The sequence below is a fragment of the Nostoc sp. genome (genome assembly GCF_036916735.1).
Taxonomy (GTDB): Bacteria; Cyanobacteriota; Cyanobacteriia; order Cyanobacteriales; family Nostocaceae; genus Nostoc.
Window position 1 is genome coordinate 17,467 of the sequence record NZ_JBALFV010000024.1, and the last position, 26,665, is coordinate 44,131.

General features: G+C 42.6%; 18 protein-coding genes. 7 read left to right on the forward strand and 11 right to left on the reverse strand.

What is annotated here, in order from left to right; genetic code table 11:
- Window positions 1–158 precede the first annotated feature (158 nt).
- The 5 genes from V7L20_RS05845 to V7L20_RS05865 all read right to left on the reverse strand — a co-directional run bounded on the left by V7L20_RS05845 (window position 159) and on the right by V7L20_RS05865 (window position 4,298).
- Entirely contained in the window at window positions 159–542 is a 384-nt protein-coding gene (locus tag V7L20_RS05845) for a hypothetical protein (protein WP_334743150.1), read from the reverse strand.
- A 62-nt stretch (window positions 543–604) separates the two neighbouring features.
- On the reverse strand, window positions 605–1,774 hold the full coding sequence (locus tag V7L20_RS05850) for a zinc-dependent alcohol dehydrogenase (protein WP_334743151.1): 1,170 nt from the start codon (window positions 1,772–1,774) through the stop codon (window positions 605–607).
- A gap of 110 nt (window positions 1,775–1,884) precedes the next feature.
- Entirely contained in the window at window positions 1,885–2,583 is a 699-nt protein-coding gene (locus V7L20_RS05855; protein WP_334743152.1) for an SRPBCC family protein, read from the reverse strand.
- Window positions 2,584–2,690: 107 nt separating this feature from the next.
- Entirely contained in the window at window positions 2,691–3,788 is a 1,098-nt protein-coding gene (locus V7L20_RS05860) for a DJ-1/PfpI/YhbO family deglycase/protease (RefSeq protein ID WP_334743153.1), read from the reverse strand.
- A gap of 132 nt (window positions 3,789–3,920) precedes the next feature.
- Window positions 3,921–4,298, reverse strand: a complete 378-nt coding sequence (locus tag V7L20_RS05865) for a DUF2267 domain-containing protein (protein ID WP_334743154.1) — start codon at window positions 4,296–4,298, stop codon at window positions 3,921–3,923.
- A gap of 338 nt (window positions 4,299–4,636) precedes the next feature.
- Here V7L20_RS05865 and V7L20_RS05870 point away from each other — a divergent pair, with 338 nt between their 5' ends.
- The 3 genes from V7L20_RS05870 to V7L20_RS05880 all read left to right on the forward strand — a co-directional run bounded on the left by V7L20_RS05870 (window position 4,637) and on the right by V7L20_RS05880 (window position 7,061).
- On the forward strand, window positions 4,637–5,035 hold the full coding sequence (locus tag V7L20_RS05870; RefSeq protein ID WP_334743155.1) for a DUF6335 family protein: 399 nt from the start codon (window positions 4,637–4,639) through the stop codon (window positions 5,033–5,035).
- A 376-nt stretch (window positions 5,036–5,411) separates the two neighbouring features.
- Window positions 5,412–5,903: an orange carotenoid protein N-terminal domain-containing protein gene (locus tag V7L20_RS05875; protein WP_334743156.1), complete on the forward strand. Its 492-nt coding sequence runs from the start codon at window positions 5,412–5,414 to the stop codon at window positions 5,901–5,903.
- Between the two features lie 708 nt (window positions 5,904–6,611).
- On the forward strand, window positions 6,612–7,061 hold the full coding sequence (locus V7L20_RS05880; RefSeq protein ID WP_334743157.1) for an orange carotenoid protein N-terminal domain-containing protein: 450 nt from the start codon (window positions 6,612–6,614) through the stop codon (window positions 7,059–7,061).
- 120 nt (window positions 7,062–7,181) lie between these two features.
- On the opposite strand, the gene V7L20_RS05885 is transcribed toward V7L20_RS05880, so the two are convergent.
- Both V7L20_RS05885 and shc read right to left on the reverse strand, forming a co-directional pair.
- Window positions 7,182–9,653: a beta strand repeat-containing protein gene (locus V7L20_RS05885; RefSeq protein ID WP_334743158.1), complete on the reverse strand. Its 2,472-nt coding sequence runs from the start codon at window positions 9,651–9,653 to the stop codon at window positions 7,182–7,184.
- 513 nt (window positions 9,654–10,166) lie between these two features.
- Window positions 10,167–12,083, reverse strand: coding sequence for a squalene--hopene cyclase (gene shc / locus V7L20_RS05890; protein WP_334743159.1), 1,917 nt, complete (start codon window positions 12,081–12,083; stop codon window positions 10,167–10,169).
- Between the two features lie 117 nt (window positions 12,084–12,200).
- On the opposite strand from shc, the gene V7L20_RS05895 reads away from it, so the two are divergent.
- Window positions 12,201–13,751 (forward strand): glycosyltransferase, encoded by a 1,551-nt coding sequence (locus V7L20_RS05895; protein ID WP_334743160.1) that lies wholly within the window; start codon window positions 12,201–12,203, stop codon window positions 13,749–13,751.
- A gap of 198 nt (window positions 13,752–13,949) precedes the next feature.
- Here the strand turns inward: V7L20_RS05895 and V7L20_RS05900 are convergent, their stop codons facing one another.
- Both V7L20_RS05900 and V7L20_RS05905 read right to left on the reverse strand, forming a co-directional pair.
- Window positions 13,950–14,549: a LysR family substrate-binding domain-containing protein gene (locus tag V7L20_RS05900; RefSeq protein ID WP_334743161.1), complete on the reverse strand. Its 600-nt coding sequence runs from the start codon at window positions 14,547–14,549 to the stop codon at window positions 13,950–13,952.
- A gap of 35 nt (window positions 14,550–14,584) precedes the next feature.
- Window positions 14,585–14,872 (reverse strand): LysR family transcriptional regulator, encoded by a 288-nt coding sequence (locus V7L20_RS05905; protein ID WP_334743162.1) that lies wholly within the window; start codon window positions 14,870–14,872, stop codon window positions 14,585–14,587.
- A gap of 182 nt (window positions 14,873–15,054) precedes the next feature.
- Here V7L20_RS05905 and V7L20_RS05910 point away from each other — a divergent pair, with 182 nt between their 5' ends.
- Complete coding sequence (locus tag V7L20_RS05910) at window positions 15,055–15,930, forward strand: aspartoacylase (protein ID WP_334743167.1); 876 nt, start codon at window positions 15,055–15,057, stop codon at window positions 15,928–15,930.
- Between the two features lie 189 nt (window positions 15,931–16,119).
- Complete coding sequence (locus V7L20_RS05915) at window positions 16,120–17,004, forward strand: M48 family metallopeptidase (protein WP_334743163.1); 885 nt, start codon at window positions 16,120–16,122, stop codon at window positions 17,002–17,004.
- Window positions 17,005–17,707: 703 nt separating this feature from the next.
- Here the strand turns inward: V7L20_RS05915 and V7L20_RS05920 are convergent.
- On the reverse strand, window positions 17,708–24,322 hold the full coding sequence (locus V7L20_RS05920; protein WP_334743164.1) for a HAMP domain-containing protein: 6,615 nt from the start codon (window positions 24,320–24,322) through the stop codon (window positions 17,708–17,710).
- A 312-nt stretch (window positions 24,323–24,634) separates the two neighbouring features.
- Window positions 24,635–25,555, reverse strand: a complete 921-nt coding sequence (locus tag V7L20_RS05925; RefSeq protein WP_334743165.1) for an NADP-dependent oxidoreductase — start codon at window positions 25,553–25,555, stop codon at window positions 24,635–24,637.
- A gap of 266 nt (window positions 25,556–25,821) precedes the next feature.
- Here V7L20_RS05925 and V7L20_RS05930 point away from each other — a divergent pair, with 266 nt between their 5' ends.
- A complete protein-coding gene (locus tag V7L20_RS05930) occupies window positions 25,822–26,505 on the forward strand; it encodes a Uma2 family endonuclease (protein WP_334743166.1) in 684 nt (227 codons plus the stop codon).
- Window positions 26,506–26,665 lie beyond the last annotated feature (160 nt).

Below are 26,665 nucleotides of genomic sequence, written 5' to 3' on the forward strand. Positions count from 1 at the left end.
CATTTCTAGCTCGTTAATATCAAGATAAACACTGGAACTATCCTGATTTTGAGACGCGATAATTATTATCGCGTCTCAGTAACTGCTCAAAACTTATTCAACAATGCATGAGTCAAAAATTTAGACTCAAAATTTGCTAAAAGTTTAGCTTCTATCTCTTAGTTGCTCTTAACAGGAGGATTTTGGTAATAATCCTGTTTATCTTCATCATAGGATGTAACTCCATCTCCGGCTGTGTTTTTTCCTTCAAAAAAGTCTTTTGTAGCTTTAGGAGTTTTTTCATCCAAGTTTAACTTTTCGCGGATATTATCAACAGCACTTTTTATTGAATTTTGGCTATTTGTGGTTTGGGTATCATTTCTGATTTCACCTTCCCCGTCTGGTACTCCTTTATAATAAGTGCCCTCTGGAGTTGTAACATCAGCTTGTGCTACATTAACGTAGGTAAAAGCCTGACCCAGTAAAAAAATAAATCCTGCCAGGAAAACTACAAGGATTTGGGATATCCGAATATTCCGTAGCCATGAAATTACTCGATTCATAAAAAACCTCAATTGCATGATGTTGGGTGTACAATTTAAAACCCTAAATCATTATTCACTATTCAGGGTTTAAGAACAACTTTAATACAGTTGTCCTGTTTTTGTTGAAAAATGTGGTAGCCGTGGGGTGCTTGCTCTAGAGGTAATTGATGGGTGACAACAAAAGATGGATCTAGTTTTCCATCCAAAATCATCTGCAATAACAAATGCATATATTTTTGTCCATGCATTTGTCCCATCCTAAAAGTTAGACCTTTATTGAAGGCTGCACCAAATGGCATTTTATCAACAAAACCACCATAAACACCCATAATTGAAAGAGTCCCACCTTTACGACAGGCGACCATCATTTCCCGCAGAACGTGGGGACGGTCGGTTTCCAATCTGAGCTTTTGTTTTGTCTGATCGTAGAAATCTTCTAAACCAACACCGTGTGCTTCTAAACCAACAGCATCGATGCAAGCATCGGGGCCACGACCACCAGTCATCTCTTTCAACGCTTCGCCAGCATTAACTTCTTCGTAGTTAATTACTTCTGCTTTGGCAAACTTTTTCGCCATTTCCAAACGTTCGGGAAAGCGATCTATAGCGATCACTTTTTCGGCTCCCATCATGTAGGCGCTAATCATGGCAAATTGTCCAACAGCACCGCAACCCCAAACGGCTACGGTATCACCTGGTTGAATATCGCATAATTCTGCACCCATATAACCGGTAGGAATAGCATCGGAGATGAATAACAACATCTCATCTGATAAGTCTGGTGGAACTTTGACGACACCCACATCAGCAAAGGGTACACGGATATATTCTGCTTGTGCGCCTGCATAACCACCTAACATGTGGGAGTAGCCATAAATGGCTGAGGTGATATTGCCAAATAATTTTTCTTGAATCCAACCGTTGGGATTGGAATTATCGCACAATGACCACATATCACGTTGGCAATAATGGCAATTACCACAGCCAATTGTGGAAGGAACAACAACGCGATCGCCGATTTTTAAATTGTTGACTCCTTTACCAACTTCGACGACTTCCCCCATGAATTCGTGACCAATAATGTCACCCTGTTGGACTGTGGGAATATAGCCGCCATAAATATGTAGATCGGAACCACAAATCGCCGTAGAAGTAATTTTAATAATCGCATCACGCGGGTTGATAATTGTCGGGTCTGGTACCGTCTCTACCCTTACATCATTAGCACCGTTCCAGCAGACTGCTTTCATAGTTATTAGTCCTTAGTCATTAGTCATTAGTCATTAGTCACTTGTACTGAGCGAAGCCGAAGTATTAGTCATTCGCTTTAGGCAAAAAACAAAGGACAAAGAACAAATAACTACTTACGTCCAGAAGGTTGACCTTCGGTTGTGGCAATTTCGCCTGCTTCCATTAGCATCTTAAAGCGGCGCAATTCATCACCAATTTGCTGTTCTGGTTCTTCACCAAAAAGTTTTGCTACGGTAGCTGCCAATGCTCCACCGGGAGGATTATACTCCAAAACAACCTTAACTTCAGTGCCGCGATCGCCTGGTGCTTTTTTGAAGCGAACAAAACCAGAATTATCAACGTCTGCACCTTCTACAGAAGCCCAAGAAATAAATTCATTTTCCCGGTCTTCGAGAATATCTGCATCCCATTCTACGCTGTTACCCAAGGGTGCATTAGCAACCCAGTGAGAACGTTTTTCGTTATGCACCTTGACAGATTTAAGATGCTTCATAAATGTCGGCAAATTCTCAAAGTCGTGCCAAAAGCAATACAGGTCTTCTGCCGATTTATTAATTGTTACCGTCTTTTCAACTTTAATCGGTTGGTTTATCCCTATTGCTTCCTGCGCTTGCTGGATTGTACTTTGCTTGGTTGCACCTTGATAAATCAAACCACCACCTGCTAAAGCCGTCAGCGCTCCCCGCAATGAGCCTTGCCTTAAACCCATCAGCACCATCGCACCGCCACCAATAAGGGATGCCCAACGCTCTACTTCACTAGCTTCAGCCTGACTGGTATTTTCTTTATCTCCTGAAGTTGAAGTCACTTTTTATATCTCCATTGCAGTAAATTCACTTTAAGGGCGCAAATACCCTTTTTTTCTATCTGTGTGTTATCTGCGCCTCTGCGGTAGCCGTCTACGTTCAAAAAACCTTACATTGACACAGCAGCCCCTGTAGTCGGCTTAGGAGGCTGAATCTGAGCACCTATACGCGCCCGATACAGTTCTACTAATCGCTGTTCGGATTTCAATAAATCGTGGTAAATTTCTTTGAAAATAGCAGTTACTACTGGGTCAGTGAACATTGCAGACAAATTACCTACATCGCCGATACCAGTTTGCACATCACCTAAAGCAGAACGTAACTGATATATGTCATCACTTCCCGTTAAGGCAGTTTTCACCTTGGCATACTGATTAGCAATATTTGCGCCTAAAGAGGGTTTTTCACCCAATTGCTGAAGATAGATTTCTAGTTTTTCAATGTGGCGCTGTTTATTAGCAATTATTTCTTGAAAGACTGAGTTAACTTCACTATCTGATTCTTTTTCTAAATACTTCTCAAATGCTTCTAACGAATAACGTTCACCAGCAAGGGCATTATTTAAACCTCTGGTGATATCACCTTTAGTTGAGCCACCCCAAGCATCAGCCAGCTTCCACCATTGAGCACTTGTGTCTTTCTCATTTGGTAATGCAGCATCTTTGCCACTATAACCCAAACGGCTTAATATCGCTGTGGTAAAAATTGCTAAATCTCCGGGTTCACGAGATGTAATCAAATTTCCATCAATTACCACCGGCTCATCTAAATAATTTACGCCAGCGTTAATCATATCCTTGGCAATAGCGATAAAACCAGTGGCTTGTTTACCTTTGAGCAAGTCGCCTTCAATCAAAACTTGTGGACCATGACAAACCGCAGCAACTAATTTTCCTTGTTGTATAGCTTCTTGGACAAAATGTACTGTGTTAGTGTTGCGCCGCATTTTATCGGGAGCCATGCCACCGGGAATTATCACTGCGTCGAATTCGCCTGCGATCGCTTCTGTAGTAGTACCATCAGCTTGGATGCTAAGTTTGCCGCGTTTACCTTTATATTTTTCATTCATTCGGGAACCGAGGACTACTACTTCCATTCCCGCTTGTTTTAGTCCATTATAAGGAACTGTAAATTCTGCATCCTCTACTCCATGTTCAATAAGGATGGCAACTTTTTTATTATCGGAGTTATTGGTATGGTCAGTCATTGATTGTATTACCTGTTTATTTCTAGTATTTAACTAGTTAAAATATTTATCGATTAGGAAAGTTAAGCAGCCAGGATTTTTCTTGATGAATTTTGTTTGAATTTATTACTATGCAGAAACTTCACTTTTTGGTTAAGTTCCAAACATTTCTTCGTAATCGTGAGAAAAATGGGAGTGCAAAGCAGCAAATAATTCTGGACTAATCGCATTTTGCAATACAGCAAATACAGCCCGAACATGAATTGCCACAGTGGTTGGGTCTATATCTTCTTTTTGACTTGCACGGGCAATAAACTCTTGTAAGTTGAAAGAGCCACCACTATCTCCTTCTTTTCCTCGCAAATAATCCCCTAGTTGTTGGGGCAGGTTTGCAGCTAGTTCTTGTGCTCTATCACCTGCTATCCGTTCTTTAAGGGTTTCTAGTGTGGCACGGGTAGCACGTTCTGCCTCTTCACGAGAATCTGATTGGGTAAGGCTTTGTACATGTGTAATGAACTCATCGTATTCCACTATCTACCTCCGCTTCTCAAAATTCTTTAGTCAAAAGCATGAATATAAAGTTAAATAGCTAAACTTAAATTTTTTATTTTTGCTTAAGAATAAAAAATAGTTATGAGTGAGAACTTGACTACTAAAGAATTTCGCTTTTATAGCTCTTAACTCATAACTAAAAACTTTAACTACAAGTTGCTTGACCATGAATTCATATTTACATAGTATGGCGCGATCGCTAGTTGAGCTTCGTACCAAGGGGATAGATTCTTTTATTACTAAAGCTATACATCTCTAGTTAGACAAGTTAGAGACAGAAAAACGTTATTGTGAGAAAGCACAAAAGGGCTAGTATAATGGCAGAAAAAAATCATAATGACGAAAATCAAACCAATGATTTGCCACAGGAAATTACCGAATCCTACGGTACTGGAGTGAAAGACTTACCAGGATACAATATTGGTGGGCGCTCGATGAGAGCAGAAAAACAAGAGTACACAGAAACTAGTCCTGAACTTACTGGTGGCGATGTTGACGCTTATTGGCAAGATGCAGATGCAGTTGGGGATGAAGCTGTTGGTGGTACTGCTCCTACACCCGATCAAAATGTAACTGAGGAGCTAGAAGCAGCAGTGGGGTTAGAAATGGATGATTTTGCGTTTCTGCGTACCAATGAAATTTTGGAGGAGCGTGACGATTCTCGCTGGGAGTTAGATCCAAAGTCTTCTGAAGATTATCAAGATCGGCGAGAATAAGCGAAATAAAAGCAAAATTGGATGTTGCCATTAATTAATTAATGTAACTGAATTGGACAGTGCTTATAAAAAGCACTGCCAAAATAAAATTAACACCTATCTACCGAAATACCTTTTGAAAACATTTCAATTTGTTACCATTACCATTGCTTACTCCTTTACTTTACTAAAGTCAAGCATTATTTTGGCTTTTGATATTTGGTTTTGATTTAACTTTAATACTCCTAATGCAGGACTACAGATTGACCAATTTATGTTTTGTTAATAATTGTTCTTCTTTATGATTTTAATACATCTGTCTTCAGTAGGGTAAAATGCTTAATGTACATTTGATAACCTTGGTAATGAAACTAATTAATGGCAATTGGAGTTAATAATGACATCTACACAAACTGGCGATCCAACTATTCGTGAACATGTTCAAGCTTGGCAAAATTTGGGTGTGGATCAACAACTAGCTTTGTTTTGGTTTATTTACAAAGAAATGGGTGGTTCAATTACGCCAGCTGCTCCTGGAGCTAGCACTGTTTCCCCAGAAATTGCTGAAGGTTTGTTTAATCAAGTTAAGGAATTATCTCACGAACAACAATTACAAGTTCAGCGTGACTTGATTAATAAAGTAGATAACCAAATTTCTCGTGAATATGGTTCTTTGGGTGATACCACTAAGCTACTATTTTGGTATCGATTATCTCAGGGTATGGATGATGGTACTATTATTCCTGTACCTTCTGACTATGAACTTCCGTCAGAATGTCAACAGTTGTTTGCTAAAATTCAAGGATTAGAGTTTGAGCAGCAGATTACTCTTTTCCGTGATTATGTTTCGCCAATGGGTGCCGAAGCAAAAGCAGGTGCTGAAATTTAGCACTTTTGAAGTTTTTACGGTGCTTGAGGCTACCTTTTTATTCCCCAAATGAGGATGCCTGTTATACCAAGTTCGTTTGTTTGTAGTAGAAAGATTCAGAACTTAGAATGTCTTTACTCTCCACCAGGTTTAGGCAATTAGTGTTAGCGTAACATTCTAACTCTAGCTTGGAATATATAGCATCGTTTTCATCTGAAGGGCAAGGATGTTATATACCTTTTGTTAAAGCTTGCTATATCCGCCAGTCGCTTAATATCAAACTGAATTTGGATGACTGCCGTCTCAATACTGTTCGGTTAAGCATAAGAAATAACTCCAATGTAGGTTGGGTTAAGGAACGTAGCAAGATGATGCAGGGTAGCCCAACATTTTTAGGAGTTTGTTGGGTAACACTAAAGTTCAACCCTATCTACAAATTTTCTAAACCGAGCAGTATTAATTGCCGTCTTTATTTTTTTAATAAATAAACACAGAGTAAAAACTAAAACTCTTACTCTGTGTTCATCGTTCATTTATGTTCTTAGTCCAGTTGCACCCTACAGTCGTAAGTCCCTTTGTTTTGTATTCAATATATTAAAATTAATTATAGTTTAATTAATCTGTATTTTGGTTGGTTGAAATATGCTTGCTTTATATTAATAGTATTTTATCTAAAGTTAAATTGATATTTTTTTAGTTAATTAAGTAGTTAATTACTTTGAGGTATTTATGAATTCTACAAACGTCAATTTTTTAGAACAAAGTGTATCAAAATTTCAAAGTTTGGATACAGATGATCGCCTGAGTGTGCTAGCTTTACTTTACACTGAGATTGGTGATGAAATTCCAGCGATCGCTCTTAATGATGTGTGCAACGAAAAAAGTGGAAATTTAGTTGCACAAATTCAAAACCTCCCACAGCAAGAACAGGTTTCTGCTTTGCGTCAGTTGCTACAGCAAGGCGAAGTGGGGGAAACAGCAATTCCTATTCAAGAGTATACTTCCATGAACGCTGATGATAAATTAGCTTTTTGGTATCACCTCGCTCAAAATTTGGGAACTACAATTATCGGTATACCAAATGACTATATACCTTCTGAAAAAGCCACAGAAGTAATAGATTTACTTCACACACCCAACCTTGAGGATTTAGTAACTTTCTTCAAACGCGTGCTGTAATAGTTTTGAGTTAAAAATCAAAGGTGGCGCTATGCCTCACCTATATTTTTAAGTTAATTATTTATAAGTTAATCAGAAAAAAGCTTAACCAAGCGTATTAGTATGTGCTTGATTAAGGTATTACACCTGGATGATAAAGTCTGAACCGATCAAAGTCGGCGCACCAGTCAAAGTTGCAAATAGACCACCGCTACCAAAACCAGCTGCACTGCCATTTTGGTTGTAAAACAACTGTCCACTCACAGCGTTATACACAATTTTCGCCGTACTGGTCGCTGCTGAAGAAGTAATTTTAAAATCACTAGCATTACTAAAACCTGTTCCCGTAGCACAAGTAATAGCACTAAAAGTAGTTTTATCCAGGATAATTTTGTCACCTTCGGAGTGTTTAAAATCAGCGATCGCATCTTGACCAACAGCAGCCAGGGTGAAGGGAGCATTGGTATTATACAAAAATCTGTCAGCACCCGCATCACCAACAAGAGTATCATTGCCTGCACCACCAATGAAAGTATCATTACCAGCGCCACCCCGCAGCAGGTCATTGCCACTTTTGCCGTCGATTTTGTCATTACCCCCCTGACCGTTGACTACATCAGCAGAGTTGTCAAAACCCTTAATGTTGTTGGATAAATCATTAAGGAAAGTCACAGTGTTCTTGTTGAATAGACTAGTTTGAGTGGAATTGGCATCAAACACATTAAAGTCGGTGATGCTAGTTTGCCCATCAAACACGATATTGCTAATCGCTGGTCTTGTTCCAGAAGGTTTCAAGTTATGCAAATTTTCCAACTGAAATTTTTGCAGAGTAACTTTGGTATTAGCCACATTTTCAAAGGTAACTTCTAGATTCTTGCCTTTTTGAGTCAATAGCAGATTTCTGATATTTAAGCCACTCCCTGTAAATTGCAAAGTGTCTACTTTAGCAATCACAGCCGCCGATGGATTTGGGCTTTTACCTACACCGCCAAAATCAGTGATGATGTCATTGCCATCGCCTCGGCGAATCACAAACTTATCTTGCCCACCATTGCCTGTTAGGATATCGTTACCAGCTAAACCATCAATGGTGTTGTTGCTAGCTGTTCCAACAAGAGTATCTGCACCAGGAGTTCCCGTCAGGTTAACAGTGCTAACTCCGATATTTGGCCCCCCAAACAACACATAGCTTTGCCCAGCGCCAGAGATGCCGTTGGGTGAGGCAAAAGGTGCGCCAATAATTAGGTCGTCAACGCCATCGTTGTTGATGTCACCCGCAGAACTAACTGAAAGACCTATGGCGCCACCTCCAGGAATGGTGAAGCCATTAGTGCAATTCAAGTCAGAGAGGTTAAGGCTGCCACTTTTGCCGACATTCCTTCCCCCAAAGACTACATAGGTTTGGTTACTATCAGGTGCGCCAATAATCAGGTCGTCAATACCATCAGCGTTAACGTCTCCTGCATTGCTGACTGAAGAGCTTGAGAAGCTATTCTCAGTAATACCGTTAATGGCAAAGCCATTAGTGCCATTCAAGTCAGACAGGTTAAAAGTGCCGCTAGTGCCGATATTCGTTCTCCCAAATAGCACATAGGTTTGCCCAGCTTGATTGACGCCGTTGGCAGGGGCACGAAATGCCCCAATAATCAGATCATCAATGCCATCGTTGTTAATGTCCCCCCCATTGCTGACTTTAAAGCCTGATTCGTTACCTGCTGCAATACCGTTAATGGCAAAGCCATTAGTACCATTTAAGTTAGAGAGGTTAAAAGTGCCGCCACCGCCGACATTTTTCCCCCCAAATATCACATAGCTTTGCCCAGCATTCTCCTTGCCGTTAGGGTCGGCTTCATACGCCCCAATAATCAGGTCGTTAATGCCATCATTGTTAACGTCCCCCGCATTGCTGACTGAGAGACTGAATTGGTTACCCACAGTATTAATGAGAAAGCCATTACTGCCATCCAAGGATGAGGGGTTGAGGCTGCCGCCACTACCGACATTTTTCCCCCCAAATACCACATAGCTTTTCCCAAATCCCCCAATAATTAAGTCGTCAATACCATCGTTATTAATGTCCCCCACATTACTGACTGAGTTGCCTATGGTGTCTATTTCAGCAATGCCGGTGATGGTAAAGCCATTAGTGCCATTCAAGTCAGAGAAATTAAGGCTGCCGCTACTGGCAACATTCGTCTTCCCAAACACCACATAGCTTTCCCCAACTTGAGCGATGCCGTTGCGAAAGGCAAAAGGTGCGCCAATAATTAAGTCATCAATACCATCGTTGTTGATGTCCCCCGCATTGCTGACTGACCTGCCTGAGTCGCCACCAAAGCCGGTGATGGTAAAGCCATTAGTGCCATTCAAGTCAGAGAGATTGAACACGCCGCTACTGCCAACATTTGCTCCCCCAAATACTACATAGCTTTGTCCAGTGCCAGAAATGCCATTGCGGTCTACAAGAGGTGCGCCAATAATCAAGTCGTCAATACCATCATTGTTGATGTCCCCCGCATTGCTGACGCTGTAGCCTGAAAGGCCACCAAAGCCGTTTATAGCAAAGCCGTTGTTGCCATTCAAGTCAGAGAGATCAAATGATGAATTAGCCATGATTTTCTCCTATAGTTAGGGACTAAGCTTCAAATTTTTAAAGATTTGTTGGGTTTCACTTCGTATCCCTACGGGGATCTTGCTACAACCTAACCTACAAATCTTCAAAACCTACGCAGGATTGAGAGATACCCCACCTGCGCTGACACACACCCTCCCTTTACTAACTACGTTTTACACATATAAGTCTCTTGACCTGCAATGGCATTGTACCGACTGACAATGGCATTGTACCGACTGACAATGGCATTGTATTGACTGACAATGGCATTGTATTGACTGACAATGGCATTGTATCGATTGACAATGGCATTGTATCGATTGACAATGCTATTTCTCTCATTCCCATACTTTATATGAGAATAAGGAAAGCTTTATCAAGCTAGGTTTTTAGAACTTGTGTGTACACTAGACCTATTGCAAAAATTTTTAAATTACCCCTCCCAAACCCTCCCCGATGTATTGGGGAGGAGGCAAAATTTCAAGTTTCCTGTTGCTTTCAATAAATTACTTTTAACCTTTTTGAATCACTGTTTGATAGCGACCTAAAGCGATTAAAGGAAAGTATTGTTGATACAGATGATACTTGAGATAAAAATGGCAAGGGAAGCCAGTACCTGTAAATTGCGCCTCAAACCAAGTACCATTGGGCTGTTGAGTTACTACCAGATAATCAATTCCCCGCTCGATCGCACCAAGAGCTAATTTACCAGTTGCTTCACCTGCTGCTATCAACCCAATTAAAGCCCAAGCAGTTTGAGATGCAGTACTATTTCCTTTTCCTTTAAGACTGGGGTCGTTGTAGCTGCGGCAAGTTTCACCCCAACCACCATCTGGGTTTTGACATCCGACTAACCAAGCTGCTCCTCGTTCTATACTGAGTTTATGCTTTTGAGGAGCAATTAACGCTAAGGCTGATAAAACGCCACTGGTGCCGTAGATATAGTTGACACCCCAACGACCAAACCAACAGCCTTCGGTTTCTTGTTCGCGCAGAAGATAAGTAAGCGATCGCTCTAAATTATCATTATCAATTGACAAATCACAAGCACCAAGCATTTCTACGACTCTAGCCGTAACATCTGCGGTGTTTGGATCGATCATCGCTTTCAAGTCACCATAAGGAATGGAGTTAAGCCAATCTTGATCGTTATCCAAATCAAAGGCAGCCCACCCACCTGGTTTACATTGCATAGATGCAATCCAGCTTAAGGCCCGAGCGATCGCAGCCTGCTTGATATTTTCATTGGGGAGTTTCGCCAAATGTAAAGCCATCACCACCACGGCCGAGTCGTCTACATCGGGATAAAAGCGATTGTCAAACTCAAATGCCCAAGCCCCTGGTTTTCCCTGACGATTTTTTACAGCCCAATCTCCGTAGTCTAAAATTTGTTTTTGCAACAACCATTCTCCAGCCTTTACCACAGCAGGATGATCTGGTGCAAAGCCAGATTCTACTAAGGCACGCATCGCCCAAGCTGTATCCCAAACAGGTGAAACACAAGGTTGAACTCGGTAGCTATCTTCTGTTTCAATGGCAAAGTTATCAATTGCTTGCAAACCTCGCTCTACAATGGGGTCACTTTGGTCATAATTCAGACACCGCAAAGCCAGCATTGAATTCAACATCGCTGGAATAATGCCGCCCCAATCGCCTGTAGCTTCTTGGCGCTCTAAAATCCACTTTTCGGCAGCTTTGATGCCTTCTTCACGAAAGGGGACTAAATTTAGGCTTTCTGCTAACTTGAAACCCCGATCAAGGGTGAGGAATAAATCAGTCCAATCGCCAGTTTGGGGTAATTCCCACCGGACTCGCTCAACACCTTCAGCATATAGCTCATCTAGGTTGATAGTTGGATCGGTGATAAAAACAGGTTTGCGATCGCACACAATCAGCAATGGTACTGTGCTGGAACGTGCCCAACTAGACATTTCGTAAATATTAACCGGGAAAGCTTTGGGCAACAGCATTATCCAAGGTGGTAGCGAGGGAATACCACGCCAGTTGTAGCAGCCAATCAAGGCTAGGTGCAACTTGGTAAAAATCCGAGTTTTGCTGATACCACCCCGTTGCAGAATAAACTTTCGCGCCCGAATCATCGCCGGATCGGTTGCTGGTACACCTAGCAACCTCAGCGCCATATAGGCTTCAACCGAGGTGCTAAGTTCGCCGCCATCACCAAAGAAAAGTTCCCAACCGCCATGCTGGCGCTGTTCTTGACGCAGGTAGGCTGCAACTTTGTGTAGAGGTCTGCTTTGATCTGTTCCCCAAATCTTATGCAAGAGAACGGTTTCAGCAGTTATGGTGACATTAGATTCTAACTCTGCCCACCAGTAGCCTGCCAGATTTTGAATCGAAAGCAAATGTTGTTGACTAGCTGCGATCGCCGTTACGACTTGATTGACTTTTACCCTGTCTTGTGTTTGCATCAAATACTATTTAACCTCAACACCAAAACTAGTTATGAACACGCAATCTGAAAAAATTTTTTCTCTATTTAGTAGACATAGTATTCTGTCTGAGTTACTGAAAATTAGCAATAGGTCATGGGTGTATTTGTATTAGGATTGATGCTCTTATCCTTGACAATTTGGTTAGGATTACTGTGTTTTTGGGGACAGTTTTGGCGGACAGACCAGCAATTAGAGGTAGAGACGTTGTATACAACGTCTCTACAATCGTTACCTGTGGTTTGTGCTGTCGTTCCAGCCCGTAACGAAGCCCAATTGCTACCAACTACACTGCGATCGCTCCTACTCCAAGATTATCCTGGTTCTTTCAACGTGTTTTTAGTAGACGACCGCAGCACAGACCAAACAGCAAATTTTGCAAAAGGAGTTGCACACGCTGTAGGTAAACCTCAGCAATTGCATATTATTTCTGGCGTTTCACTGCCTCCCGGTTGGTCAGGTAAACTTTGGGCAGTAGAGCAAGGTATAAACAATGCTAGTAAATTTGCACCTGACTATTTTTTGCTGACTGACGCAGATATCGAACATGATCCTGGTAATCTTCGCCGCCTTGTTGCTAAAGCTGTGCAGGAAGATTTAGATTTGGTTTCGGTAATGGTGCGACTCAGGTGTGAAAGCTTTTGGGAAAAACTTTTGATTCCAGCTTTCGTCTTTTTCTTCCAAAAACTCTATCCTTTTCGCTGGGTAAATAATCCCAACAATCCCACAGCAGCCGCCGCAGGGGGATCTATTCTAATCGCCCGTGAAGCTTTAGAGCGAATCGGGGGTATTCAAGTGATTCGCCAAGCTTTAATCGACGATTGCACCTTGGCTCAGGCTGTTAAGAGAGGGACTGGGAACACTTCTCTACCAAAGGCTGCGCCAATGACAAGCTCCCTTCCCTGCGGGACGCTACGCGTAGCTTGCTTAAGAGCAGGGGTACGACAAGATCAGGGCGGCCCAGTGCATCGCTGGGGACACTTCTCTACCAGAGGCTGCGCCAACGACAAGCTCCCTTCCCTGCGGGACGCTATGCGTAGCTTGCTTAAGAGCAGGGGTACGACAAGCTTAGGGCGGCCCAGTGCATCGCTGGGAACTAGGGAAGAGTTTTCCCAATCCCCACTTACCCTGAGCGAAGCCGAAGGGATGCCCAATCCCCATGCCCCTAATCCCCACTGGGCTTCGCCCCGCTTCGCTAAGGTGGGGGCCCCGAGTTCCCCAATCCGCAGCCAAGGGCGTATTTGGCTAGGATTAAGTAACTTGACTCAGAGTGTGCGTCCCTATGACTCGCTGGCGACGGTTTGGGATATGGTTGCTCGTACTGCTTATACCCAACTAAATTATTCTCCATTACTACTCTTGGGCACTTTGGTGGGAATGGCTCTGATTTATCTAATTCCACCTGTGTGTGTAATTCTGGGTGCAGTTTGGAGCAATTGGGCGATCGCATTTACGGGTTTATTAGGATGGCTGTTAATGACTTTCGCTTACTACCCGATCATCCGCTTTTATAAATGTTCTCTCTGGTTTGCTTTTAGTTTACCTGCGATCGCTTTTCTCTATACCCTGATGACTCTAGACTCAGCACTACGTCACTGGCAAGGGCGCGGCGGCGCTTGGAAAGGAAGAGTTTATCCCAACTCTTAATATCATGTCCGGTTGAACAGTTGTCATTGCGAGCGAAGCGAAGCAATCCCAAAATCTTTGCGATTACTTCGTTCCACTTCGTTGCACTCGCAATGACATATTACAAGTGATTTGCCGGACATGATATAACTGGTACTCAAAGCGAATCCGTTGGTTTAAGTTTATTTCAGCAGCAGTCCTGAAAATTGGCATTTTGTATTACTCGCTCTCACTATAGTTACGCGAAACTTCTGTAACTACTTTGAGGAAGTTAGACAAGATTTTCGATGGGTTATCTTTTCGCCAAACAATCGCTGTTTGAAACATAGGTAAATTATCTGAGATGTTTTGATAAACAACACCTGTTCGCTGAAGATTCATTACATTGGCAGGCAGCAATGCCACCCCGATTCCACCTGCAACCAAACTGATAATTGTTGTCATCCATGCAGCCTCCTGTACCACTTTCGGGTGAAATCCTGCTTGTTTACAAGCTGTATCAATCAGTTTGTGTAATCCTGGCGCTCTCTCGTGACAAGGAATTATGAAATTTTCTTGTTTTATATCTGAGAGTTGAACTTGTGGTTGATGGGCTAGGGGATGGCTTGTTGGTAGTACCATTACCAGTGGTTCTTGATTCAACATTTTGTATTTAAGAAAATGGGATTCGTCTACATCTTCCAAATTGTAAAAATTCTCAAAATTTAAATCTATTGTTTTGTCTTTAAATCTGCGCCAGCTTTCTTCAAACAAAAGCTCTTGAAATACTAAATCCACATTCGGGAAATGGGAGCGAAAAACACTGATGATATTTGGCAATAAGCCATTAGATATCGAAGTATTAATACCAACAGTTAATTTTCCAATCTCGCCTTTATGTTCTTGTTGAGGTAATGTCTCAATTTCTCGATTTTTCTAAGAAGGTCTTGTACTTCTTTGAGAACTACTTCGCCATAAGGTGTTAGTTTCCAGCTAGGAGCTCGGACAAACAGTTGTCCGTTGAATTGTTCTTCTAGTTGGTGAATTTCTCTGCTAAGAAACGGCTGACCAATATACAGTTGCTTTGCACAATGGCTGATATTAATATCTTCTTGTTCAGCCACAAAAACAAAACGTCTTAGACGTTCTATATTTATATTCATGTTAAAGTTGATTCCTTGTCAGTAAGTAGGCATGATTAAATTTACTACAATTTTTCATTTATTTCAAATTAATTATTTATCTATTTAGGTATACCTTTATGTCTAGATTTATCGATTAGGCTGTGACATCCTTATATTTGTGGCGTTAACTACTAGGAGACAATAATTTGAATACAAATAGAATACCTTTAATTCAACGAGTTATGATTGTTGGGGGAACTCATGGAAACGAGTTTACTGGTGCTTATCTCATCAAAAAATTTGAACAACATCCTCATCGGGTACATCGAGCTAGCTTTGAAACAATAACATTGTTGGCAAATCCCAAAGCATTTGCAGCAGTTCGTCGATACATCGATAAAGACCTCAACCGTTGTTTTGGACAAGTCGATCTACAAGATTTGACCCTCTCTAGCTATGAAGATATCCGAGCTAAGGAAATCAATTATTTATTCAGTGTAAATGGCAAAACTCCTGTGGATGCAATTTTAGATATCCATACTACGACTGCAAATATGGGCTTAACCGTTATTACTGACGAGCATCCTTTTAACCTGCGACTGGCTGCTTATCTGCAAAATGCGAACTCCTTTGTCAACGTTTATGTCCTGCCTTACTCAGAACAAGAATCCTCTTTACCATCAATTTGTCAATTTGGCTGCACGATTGAGGTGGGAGCAGTAGCTCAAGGAGTTTTGCAAGCAGACCACTTTAGACAAACTGAAGCTTTGATTGACACTGCTTTGAATTACTTAGAGCAATATAATCGGGTAGAAATTCCATCCTTTGACAACAAACTCACCTTTTATCAGCATCGTGGAACGATTGACTATCCCAGAAGTGAGTCGGGCGAGATTCAAGCGATGATTCATCCGCAACTTCAATTTCAAGACTATAAGCCACTTACGCCAGGCGCACCGATGTTTTTAACATTTGATGGGGAAGCGATCGCTTACGAAGGAGCATCAACAGTCTATCCGGTTTTTATTAACGAAGCGGCTTATTACGAGAAAGGCATTGCTATGTGCATAACTCAGCAGCAGCAGGCAATAGTTTAAAACGATGATTCAGGGTTTGAGTAGCATCTATGCTGAAAGTCACGCTAAGGGATCTCTTTATCTTCTACAAAACTCCCCTCTCGATATTTCCTCCAAAGACTTGCCTGCTCTACCGACTGATATTTTTTAGTTCCGCCGAAATCACGTCAGTCAAATGCATTCAAACGAAACAAATAGAGGTTTACGATTATGACATCCTCACACATTCGCAAATTTATTTTCACTACATTAGGTCTTAGCGGCAGTGTTTTACTAAACTTTAACACACCAGGAGTCACACAAGCACTAACTACATTTCCATCATTTTCAACTACTACAAATTTATCAAATTCCACACCCCGAGTACAACCGAAACAGAATAATCTGCAATGGGTTTACAGCGTAGCAGAAAGAGTAATTCGTGCTAATGGACTTGATGACTATCCCTGGCGCTTTCAAATCAGTGATGAGTATGATCCCAATGCATATGCAGATGAATTAAATAAAATTGTAATTTACAAAGGCTTGCTAGACCAAATACACGGTGATGATGCAGCTTTAGCATTTATTATCAGTCATGAATTAGCTCACCATACACAACACCATTTTGCACAGCAAGAAGAAGCAGAAGCTAATTTAAAAGAAAAATTACTCAAAGAAGCAGAGTCAGAGATTGTACAGGAATGGAGCAAATCGAAAACTCCTTTATCACCCGCTACTAAAGATGTAATCAAACAACGAATTATTATTCAGAAAAAACAAGAATTTGAGCGAACCATGCAAGCATTAAGTCGCCAGCATGAATTTCAAGCAGACGAAATCGGTTATACCTATATGTTTAAGGCTGGCTATGAGATAAATGCAGGTTTGCGAGTCTTAAATCTGTTTTTGCGTTTACCTTCTGACGAAAACAGTAGCCATCCACCGACACAACAAAGAATTAATGCACTTAACCAAGTAATGAATAAATATTTGTGGTCTTCTTTATGGATAGAAGGCAATGAGCGATTAAAAAATAATCCTCAACCGCTAAAATTAGATATATCAGAAGATGGAGTATCTTTGCGAATCAACTCCAGATTTGTCTCACGATAAATGAATCTGAAAAAAACAATACCCCCTACTTAGCACATAAGTAAGGGGTATGAAGCTTAATTTTTCAGAGAAGTACAGTTGTAATTTACGGTTTTCAACTCCTAAAAGGAAATTGATAAAAGTATCATTATGTAAAACAAAGATTACTGGAGAACTCTTGAGTTCGGCAACTGAAACGCAGCAGTGGGTTTTGGGAGTGGCTTTGTTATAATGCGATCGCTCTACTGCTTGCTATCATCCTCAGTCAACCCTGCCCTCGTCTGCACACTCTAAAGTGAGTTTCTATAGCGACAGGAGCAGCAAGTTTACTCATACCTGCCATTCTTAAAACCCCTTGCTAAGTACCTAAACAGAATTAATTACATACTCAGGGCGGCCGCATCATGTCAATAAGCAAAGTATATTCTCAATAAATTGAAAATAATGTCATTAACTTTTGCTTGTTGCAAAAGCTTTAGGTGTTGGTGTAGCTCGCCGCAGGCATCGCTTTGGGGCTTAAAAAATAATCCAACGCGAAAGGAAAGATTTTTTCGTTGATTCTTAACCTTCGTTGTGATCAAGAGTAATTTAGATGCGTTTGCCCTGACGAGATCATTGATCGGGCAATACAGTTTAGTTAACGCTAAAAACCTTAAACTTCCACTGTTCTGGTAATTCTCCCAGAGTGAAAGAGCGTTTTCTCTCACCCTGTCCCTTGCTTTTATCAACGGTATAGCCAAACACGCAATAGTGAAAGCAGTTGTTCAGTATCTACGGGTTTTGTAATGTAGTCTGATGCGCCGGCTTCAATACACTTTTCGCGATCGCCTTGCATGGCTTTAGCGGTTAGTGCAATAATCGGCAAAGATTTAAATTGCTCGTTTTGGCGGATTATGCGTGTTGTTTCGTAACCATCCATTTCTGGCATCATCACGTCCATCAAAACTACATCTATATCTGGTGTAGTTTCCAACAGGGTAATTCCTTCTCTGCCATTTTCAGCATATAAAACCTGGATTTGATAACGCTCCAGCATACTTGTCAGCGCGAAGATATTACGTACATCATCATCTACAATTAGCGCTTTTTTGTCAGTGAGTAAGTAATCTATGGAATGCAGTTGTTCAAGTATTTCTCGTTTGGGTGCTGGTAAATTTGCTTGAACTCGGTGTAAAAATAATGCTGTTTCATCGAGGAGACGTTCGGGCGATCGCACATCTTTAATGATGATTGTTTCGGCAATTCGTCTGAGTTCCGTTTCTTGAGCTTTGCTAATTTCTCTACCTGTATAGACAATAATTGGTAAAGTTTTACCATTAGGTAAAAGCTTTATCTGCTCAATTAGTTCAAACCCGGTCATGTCGGGTAGCCCTAAATCGAGAACGAGGCAATCAAAATGCTGGGTGCGAATAGCTTCTAGAGCTGCTGTACCGTCAGCCACAGCAGTGGTAGAAACATCGCTGTTACCAATCAACTCAACAATGCTATGCCGTTGAGTGTCGTCGTCTTCGACTACTAACAAATTTTTCACTTGGCGCTCAACAAAAACTTTAATTTTGGTCAAAGCCTCAGATATTGTCTGGCTAGTTAAGGGCTTTTGCAGATATGCGATCGCTCCTAGTTGCAAACCGCGCTGTCTCCCTTCCTCAACGGTCATGATATGTACAGGAATGTGACGGGTATTTGGATCATGCTTCAGACGATCTAATATAGTCCAACCATCCATTTCTGGCAACCTGATATCTAGCAAAATGGCTGAAGGTAGAAATTGCTGCGCTAACATCAAACCTGTAGTACCTGTTTGAGCAGCGATCGCCTTGAATCCGTGTTGTTGCGCCATATCTAGCAAGATACGCGCAAAATTAACGTCATCTTCAACAATTAATAGCACGCGATCGCCTCTTTCAATAGTAGTGCGATCGTCATTAATCAGTGCTGAGTGGGTAACGCGATTAATCGCGTCTGTACTGAGCGGGGAGTGCGTAGAGACGCGATTAATCGCATCTGTGCTAGATTGTGTTGATGTTGACTCAGGACTCAATTGGGGGAAGTAGAATGTAAAGGTGCTACCTTGACCGGGTTGACTAATTAATTTAATTTCGCCACCAAAGAGATGGGCGATTTCGCGGCTAATTGATAAGCCTAACCCAGTACCGCCATATCTGCGACTGGTAGAGCCATCGGCTTGCTGAAATGCCTCGAAAATCACTTTTTGCTTGTCAGAGGCAATGCCAATACCTGTATCGCTGACTGAAAAGGCGATGACATTTTGGGCGCGATTTAAAGTTTCTTGGTCTTTGCTCCATCCCTGCTTTGCTACCGCAATCTGTAAGCGTACTTCTCCTTTTTCTGTAAATTTAAAAGCGTTGGAGAGGAGATTTTTCAATACTTGTTGTAAGCGTTTGACATCTGTATAGATGGTTGTGGGCAATTCGGGAGTCAATTCAATTGTAAAACCAAGTCCTTTACTCTGAGCGATTTGTCGAAAGGTGCGCTCAATGTGCTCGCCCAATTCTGTCAATGGCATTTGGGTTATGTCAATTGACATAGTTCCAGATTCAATTTTGGCGAGATCCAGAATGTCATTGATTAATGCCAACAAATCAGTACCTGCTGAGTAAATTGTTTGACTGTATTCAACTTGCTTGGCGGTGAGGTTGCGATCAATGTTATCTGACAACAACTTCGCCAAAATTAACAAGCTGTTCAACGGTGTCCGCAGTTCATGGGACATGTTGGCGAGAAATTCTGATTTATATTTTGAAGAAAGGGCGAGTTGTTCAGCTTTGTCTTCTAAAGAGATTCTTGCTTGTTCAATTTCCCGATTTTTACGCTCGACTTCTTTCTTTTGCATAGCCAACAACTCTGCCTTTTCTTCTAACTCAGCGTTGGTTTGCTGCAATTCCTCTTGTTGTCCTTTGAGTAAATCTTCAGAAGTTTTGAGTGATTGGGCTTGTTGTTCTAAGCGCTTGTTGGTTTCCCGGAGTTCATTTTGCTGGGTTTGGAGTTCTTCAGCTAAAGATTGGGACTGCTTGAGCAATTCTTCAGTTCGCATCGATGCTGCGATCGTGTTGAGGACGATCGCAATACTTTCGGTAAGTTGGTCGAAGAATGTTAGGTGAATTTCGCTAAAGCGCCGGAAAGATGCTAATTCAATCACTGCTGTCACCTGTCCTTCAAATAGTACAGGTAACACTACAGCATTCAAAGGCGTGGCTTCTCCTAAACCAGAGGAAATTCTGACATAATCGCTGGGTACTTCCGTCAGCAAAATTCGCTCTTTTTCTAAAGCGCATTGTCCCACTAAACCTTCACCCAAGTGGAAACGATTAGCTAGATGTCTGCGTTCGCGGTAAGCGTAGCTACTAATTAATTTCAAATACGGTATATTTTCTCCAGACTCCATTAGGAAGAATACACCGTGTTGCGCTCCTACCAGGGGTGCTAGTTCTGAGAGAATGAGTTTAGATACGGTTTCTAAGTCTCGCTGCCCTTGGAGCATTCGGGTAAACTTGGCTAAGTTAGTTTTCAACCAATCTTGCTCAGTATTTTTCTGCGTTGTCTCCCGCAGGTTGGCAATCATCTGGTTGATGTTGTCTTTGAGTATCGCTACTTCTCCTAATGCTTCAACAGCAATTGAACGAGTTAAATCACCTTTGGTTACAGCTGTAGCAACTTCGGCGATCGCCCGCAACTGAGTTGTCAGTGTAGCAGCGAGTTCATTTACATTATCTGTCAAATCTTTCCAAGTTCCAGCCGCCCCAGGTACTCTAGCTTGTCCGCCTAATTTCCCTTCAATTCCCACTTCCCGCGCCACTGTAGTTACTTGATTGGCAAACGTCGCTAGGGTATCAATCATCTCGTTGATTGTCTCTGCCAAGGTTTCAATTTCTCCCTTAGCATCTAGCATCAGTTTTCGTTTTAGATCACCATTAGCAACTGCGGTTACAACTCTGGCGATACCGCGCACTTGTGCCGTTAAGTTCCCCGCCATTGAGTTAACGTTGTCTGTTAAATCTTTCCAAGTACCCGCGACACCTTGGACTTGCGCTTGTCCGCCTAACTTCCCTTCAGTTCCCACTTCCCGCGCCACTCGCGTCACTTCACTTGCAAAGGAACTAAGTTGATCTACCATTGTGTTGGTAGTGTTCTTCAAGTCCAAAATTTCGCCTTTGGCATCGACAGTAATTTTCTTAGATAAGTCGCCATTCGCTACCGCTTTGGTAACTTCCGCGATGTTGCGAACTTGTCCAGTGAGGTTCCCCGCCATCAAGTTAACGTTATCTGTTAAATCTTTCCAAGTCCCAGCAACTCCTCTGACGTAAGCTTGCACGCCTAATTTACCTTCCGTTCCCACCTCACGGGCAACCCTTGTTACTTCTGATGCAAAAGAATTTAGCTGATCCACCATTGTATTAATGGTGTTTTTAAGTTCTTGAATTTCACCTTTGACATCGACGGTAATTTTTTTAGATAAGTCGCCGTTTGCTACCGCCGTGGTAACTTCAGCAATGTTTCGCACTTGTGCTGTTAAACTTCCCGCCATGAAGTTTACGCTGTCAGTTAAATCTTTCCAAGTTCCGGCTACACCTTTAACTTCTGCTTGTACACCCAGCTTACCTTCAGTTCCCACCTCACGCGCAACTCTTGTAACTTCACTTACAAAGGAATTGAGTTGATCCACCATTGTGTTGACGGTGTTTTTCAACTCTAAAATTTCCCCTTTGACATCAACGGAAATTTTCTTAGATAAGTCGCCATTAGCTACAGCTGTGGTGACGGCGGCAATGTTTCGCACCTGTGCCGTTAAGCTTCCCGCCATAAAGTTCACGCTATCAGTTAAATCTTTCCAAGTGCCAGCTACGCCGCGCACATCTGCTTGTACGCCTAATTTACCCTCGCTTCCCACCTCACGGGCAACTCTTGTGACTTCACTTGCAAAGGAGTTGAGTTGATCCACCATTATATTGATGGTATTCTTGAGTTCCAGAATTTCGCCTTTGACAGCAACAGTAATTTTCTTAGATAAATCACCATTGGCGATCGCAGTTGTCACTTCAGCAATATTCCGCACCTGTGCCGTTAAGCTTCCCGCCATGAAGTTTACGCTGTCAGTTAAATCTTTCCAAGTTCCAGCAACGTCTTTGACTTCTGCTTGTACACCCAATTTACCTTCAGTTCCCACCTCACGGGCAACTCGCGTCACTTCTGATGCAAAGGAACTAAGTTGATCCACCATTGTATTAATAGTATTTTTCAACTCCAGAATTTCACCTTTGACATCGACGGTGATTTTCTTGGATAAGTCCCCTGTTGCAACTGCCGTAGTCACTTCGGCAATATTCCGCACCTGCGCCGTTAAACTTCCCGCCATGAAATTCACGCTGTCAGTTAAATCTTTCCAAGTGCCAGCCACACCGCGCACTTCTGCTTGCACACCCAGTTTACCTTCGCTTCCCACCTCACGCGCAACCCTTGTAACTTCTGATGCAAAAGAATTTAGTTGATCCACCATTGTGTTAATGGTGTTTTTGAGTTCTAAAATTTCACCTCTGACATCAACGGTGATTTTCTTGGATAAATCACCTGTTGCTACCGCCGTAGTTACTTCGGCAATGTTCCGCACCTGTGCCGTTAAACTTCCTGCCATGAAGTTTACGCTGTCAGTTAAATCTTTCCAAGTTCCAGCTACACCCTTGACATCGGCTTGTACACCCAGTTTACCTTCACTGCCCACTTCCCGCGCAACCCTTGTGACTTCACTGGCAAAAGAACTGAGTTGATCCACCATGATATTGATGGTATTCTTGAGTTCTAAAATTTCACCTCTAACATCGACGGTAATTTTTTTGGATAAATCGCCATTTGCGATCGCGGTCGCAACTTCAGCAATATTCCGCACCTGTCCGGTAAGATTACCTGCCATTAAGTTAACGTTGTCAGTTAAATCTTTCCAAGTACCCGCCACTCCCCGGACTTCTGCTTGTACGCCTAACTTCCCTTCAGTTCCCACTTCACGCGCAACTCTTGTCACTTCTGATGCAAAGGAATTAAGCTGATCTACCATTGTGTTGATGGTATTCTTGAGTTCCAGAATTTCACCTTTAACATCGACAGTGATTTTCTTAGATAAATCGCCATTGGCCACCGCCGTTGTCACTTCGGCAATATTCCGCACCTGTGCCGTCAAGCTTCCCGCCATGAAATTCACACTATCGGTAAGGTCTTTCCAAGTACCCGCTACCCCGCGAACTTCTGCTTGACCGCCTAATTTTCCTTCTGCACCCACCTCACGGGCAACTCTTGTAACTTCCGATGCAAAGGAATTAAGCTGATCCACCATGATGTTGACGGTGTTTTTCAACTCTAAAATCTCGCCTTTGACATCAACAGTGATTTTTTTAGAAAGGTCGCCGTTTGCTACCGCCGTTGTTACTTCAGCAATATTACGGACTTGGGCAGTTAAATTTCCTGCCATCAAATTAACGTTATCAGTTAAATCCTTCCAAGTACCTGCCACTCCCCGGACTTCTGCTTGTACGCCTAACTTCCCTTCAGTTCCGACTTCACGGGCAACTCGCGTTACTTCCGATGCAAAAGAATTAAGTTGATCCACCATCGTATTGACGGTGTTTTTGAGTTCGAGAATTTCGCCTTTGACATTAACAGTGATTTTTTTCGATAAGTCACCATTGGCGATCGCAGTCGCAACTTCGGCAATATTGCGAACTTGTCCAGTAAGATTACCCGCCATCAAGTTAACGTTATCAGTCAAATCCTTCCAAGTGCCAGCCACACCCTGCACTTGGGCTTGGACACCCAACTTACCCTCGGTTCCTACTTCACGGGCAACCCGCGTTACTTCCGATGCAAAAGAACCAAGTCGATCTACCATCGTGTTGACAATATTCGCAGTTTGGAGAAACTCACCTTGCAGAGGTCTGCCATCAATTTCTGTAGCGATGGTTTGCGATAAGTCACCATTGGCGACTGACCGAATTACCCGCGTAGTTTCAGCTGTTGGTTGAACTAAATCTGTAATTAAAGTATTGACAGAAGTAACACAATCTGACCAAGAACCACGAACATCTCCGAGAAAGGCGCGATCGGCAATTTTGCCTTCTTTGCCGACAACGTTACCAATCCGTTGTAGTTCGGCCGCCATCCGCTCATTTTGATCAATAATACCATTGAGCGTATCAGCGATTTTCCCTGCTACACCAGTATGGTCTATGGGCATCCGAGCCGAGAAGTCACCCTGTTTAACAGCATTCAGCGTTCTTAACAGCTGATTTAAATCGAGATTGTCGCTGTCTCTAGTTAACTGTTCGGTTGCCATAACCTTATCCTTAATCTTGATTCTTGAGAAATTTTTTGTATTTTTTGCACCCGATACCTATTTAGAGTACTTTTAGCTAATGCGTATCACAATAGATAACGGGAATAAAAAGTGGATTGAACTAATTTTTATCAAAAAAGATAGGTTCAAAACCGGACTTCGTCCCGCTACGCTAACACCCGCAAGTGGCGCGAAAGAATCCTTGTCTCACAAGGCTCTTAGAAACCCCACCTGCAAGTGGCGTAGCTGTATTTAATTTTGAATTTTGAATTGATTCATGGATTGGGCTGTTATTTTCGCTACGTTTCAAAGCTATGCCTCGACTTGCAACACAATTTTGCCCCGCGTGCGACCGCCTTCGGAAAGTTGAAGTGCCTTTTTCACTTCTGCAAGCGGCAAGACAGTTGAAACGTGAGCTTTTAATCGTCCTTCGTCAATCAATTTGCTAATCGCGGTTAATTCTTCCGCGTTCGGCTTGCAAAAAACCCGCGCGGCTTTGATGCCAAATTCCTGCGCTTTTTCTTCAGAGGGAAATTCCACCGACGTCACCAGAAAGCCGCCTTTTTTCAAAGTTTGAAACGCTCTTTTAAAAGTGTCGCCGCCGACCGTATCGAAGACGACATCAACATCTTTGACAACATCCTCGAAGTTTTGCTTCGTGTAATCAACAAACTCATCCACGCCCAAACCCCTGACGAAATCTTCATTGCGTCCCGAAGCCATACCGATCACGTATGTGTCTTTTGCTTTGGCGAGTTGGACAGCCAGCGAGCCGACTCCGCCCGATGCGCCAGTGATAAAAATTCTTTGTCCGCTCGTGAGATTGGCTAAATCGAAAATCGCCTGCCACGCGGTCAACGCGCCGAGTGGAATCGCTGCTGCGTTCTGGAAATCGAGGCTTTGCGGTTTGGGCACGATGTCGCCCTTTTTGGCGATCGCATATTCGGCGAAACCTCCAGAAGTGATGATGCCGTAGACTGCATCACCTTCTTTGAAATCTTTGACATCACCACTAATCTTTTCAACTGTTCCAGCAATCTCGCCGCCAAGCATAATGGGTAATTTCAGCCCAAGCCTTTCGCCCGCGCCGTTGCGGATTTTCCAGTCAACCGGATTGACCCCTGCGACGTGAACTTTCACCAGAACTTCGTTTGCCGTCGGCTCTGGGCGCTCAATATCGGTGTAATTCACAACGTCTTCATTGCCGTATTCATTAATTACTGTTGCTTTCATTTTTTCTCCTATTTTTAAATGATATTTTAACCAAGCGGTATCCAAACTCACGATGACAATTACAGCTATTTTCAGATAAATAGACCACGCGTTAGGGGCGCAAGGCCTTGCGCCCCTAGACAGGTGTGGTTCAAATACTTGAATTCTGCTGTAAGATTACGTTTTATGATTTTTGGAATTTGAGGAAAGCAGCAAATCAAGAAATCTTAACTTATAACTGAGGTTTGCTAAAGTCAAAAGTATCCGGCAACTCTAAAGATTGGCAAATGGTTAGAGAGTACCCACACCAAAGATATCTGCCTCCGCTTGAAAGTGGCGATCGCCTAACTCGCCCTGAATTTGAACGGCGTTATGCGGCTGCAACCCATATCAAGAAAGCAGAACTGATTGAAGGAATCGTTTACGTGGCATCTCCCTTAAGACACGAGCAACATGGCAAACCTCACAGTCGGGTGATAACTTGGTTAGGTGTTTATCAATCACTGACTCCTGGCGTTGATTTGAGTGGTGCCGCAACAGTCAGACTAGATTTAGACAATGAACCCCAGCCAGATGCAGCGTTGTTTATTGAACCAGACGCAGGCGGACAAACCCGTTTAAGCAGCGACGGTTACATTGAAGGATCTCCCGAATTGATTGTTGAAATTGCAGCGAGTAGTGCCGCTATTGATACAGGCAGTAAAAAGCAGGTTTATCGCCGTAATGGGGTGTTGGAGTACGTAATCTGGCAATCTTACGAGAATAAAATTGAATGGTTTTGCCTAATTGATGGCGACTATCGATTGCTATCTCCGGGTGCAGATGGAATTATTCGCTCTGGGGTGTTTCCGGGTTTGTGGTTAGCGGTGGAGGCGCTGTTAAACAATCAGATGGTGCGAGTGTTGGAGGTGGTGCAAGCGGGGTTGAAGTCACTGGAACATGATGCGTTTGTGCAGCAGTTGCAGAAATAGGAATAAGGGACTTGTGGTCAAATAGTGTACCAAAAGATCGGGCTTCGACTTCGCTCAGCCCTCCAACTTCGCTCAGCCCTCCAACTTCGCTCAGCCCTCCAACTTCGCTCAGCCCTCCAACTTCGCTCAGCCCTCCAACTTCGCTCAGCCCTCCAACTTC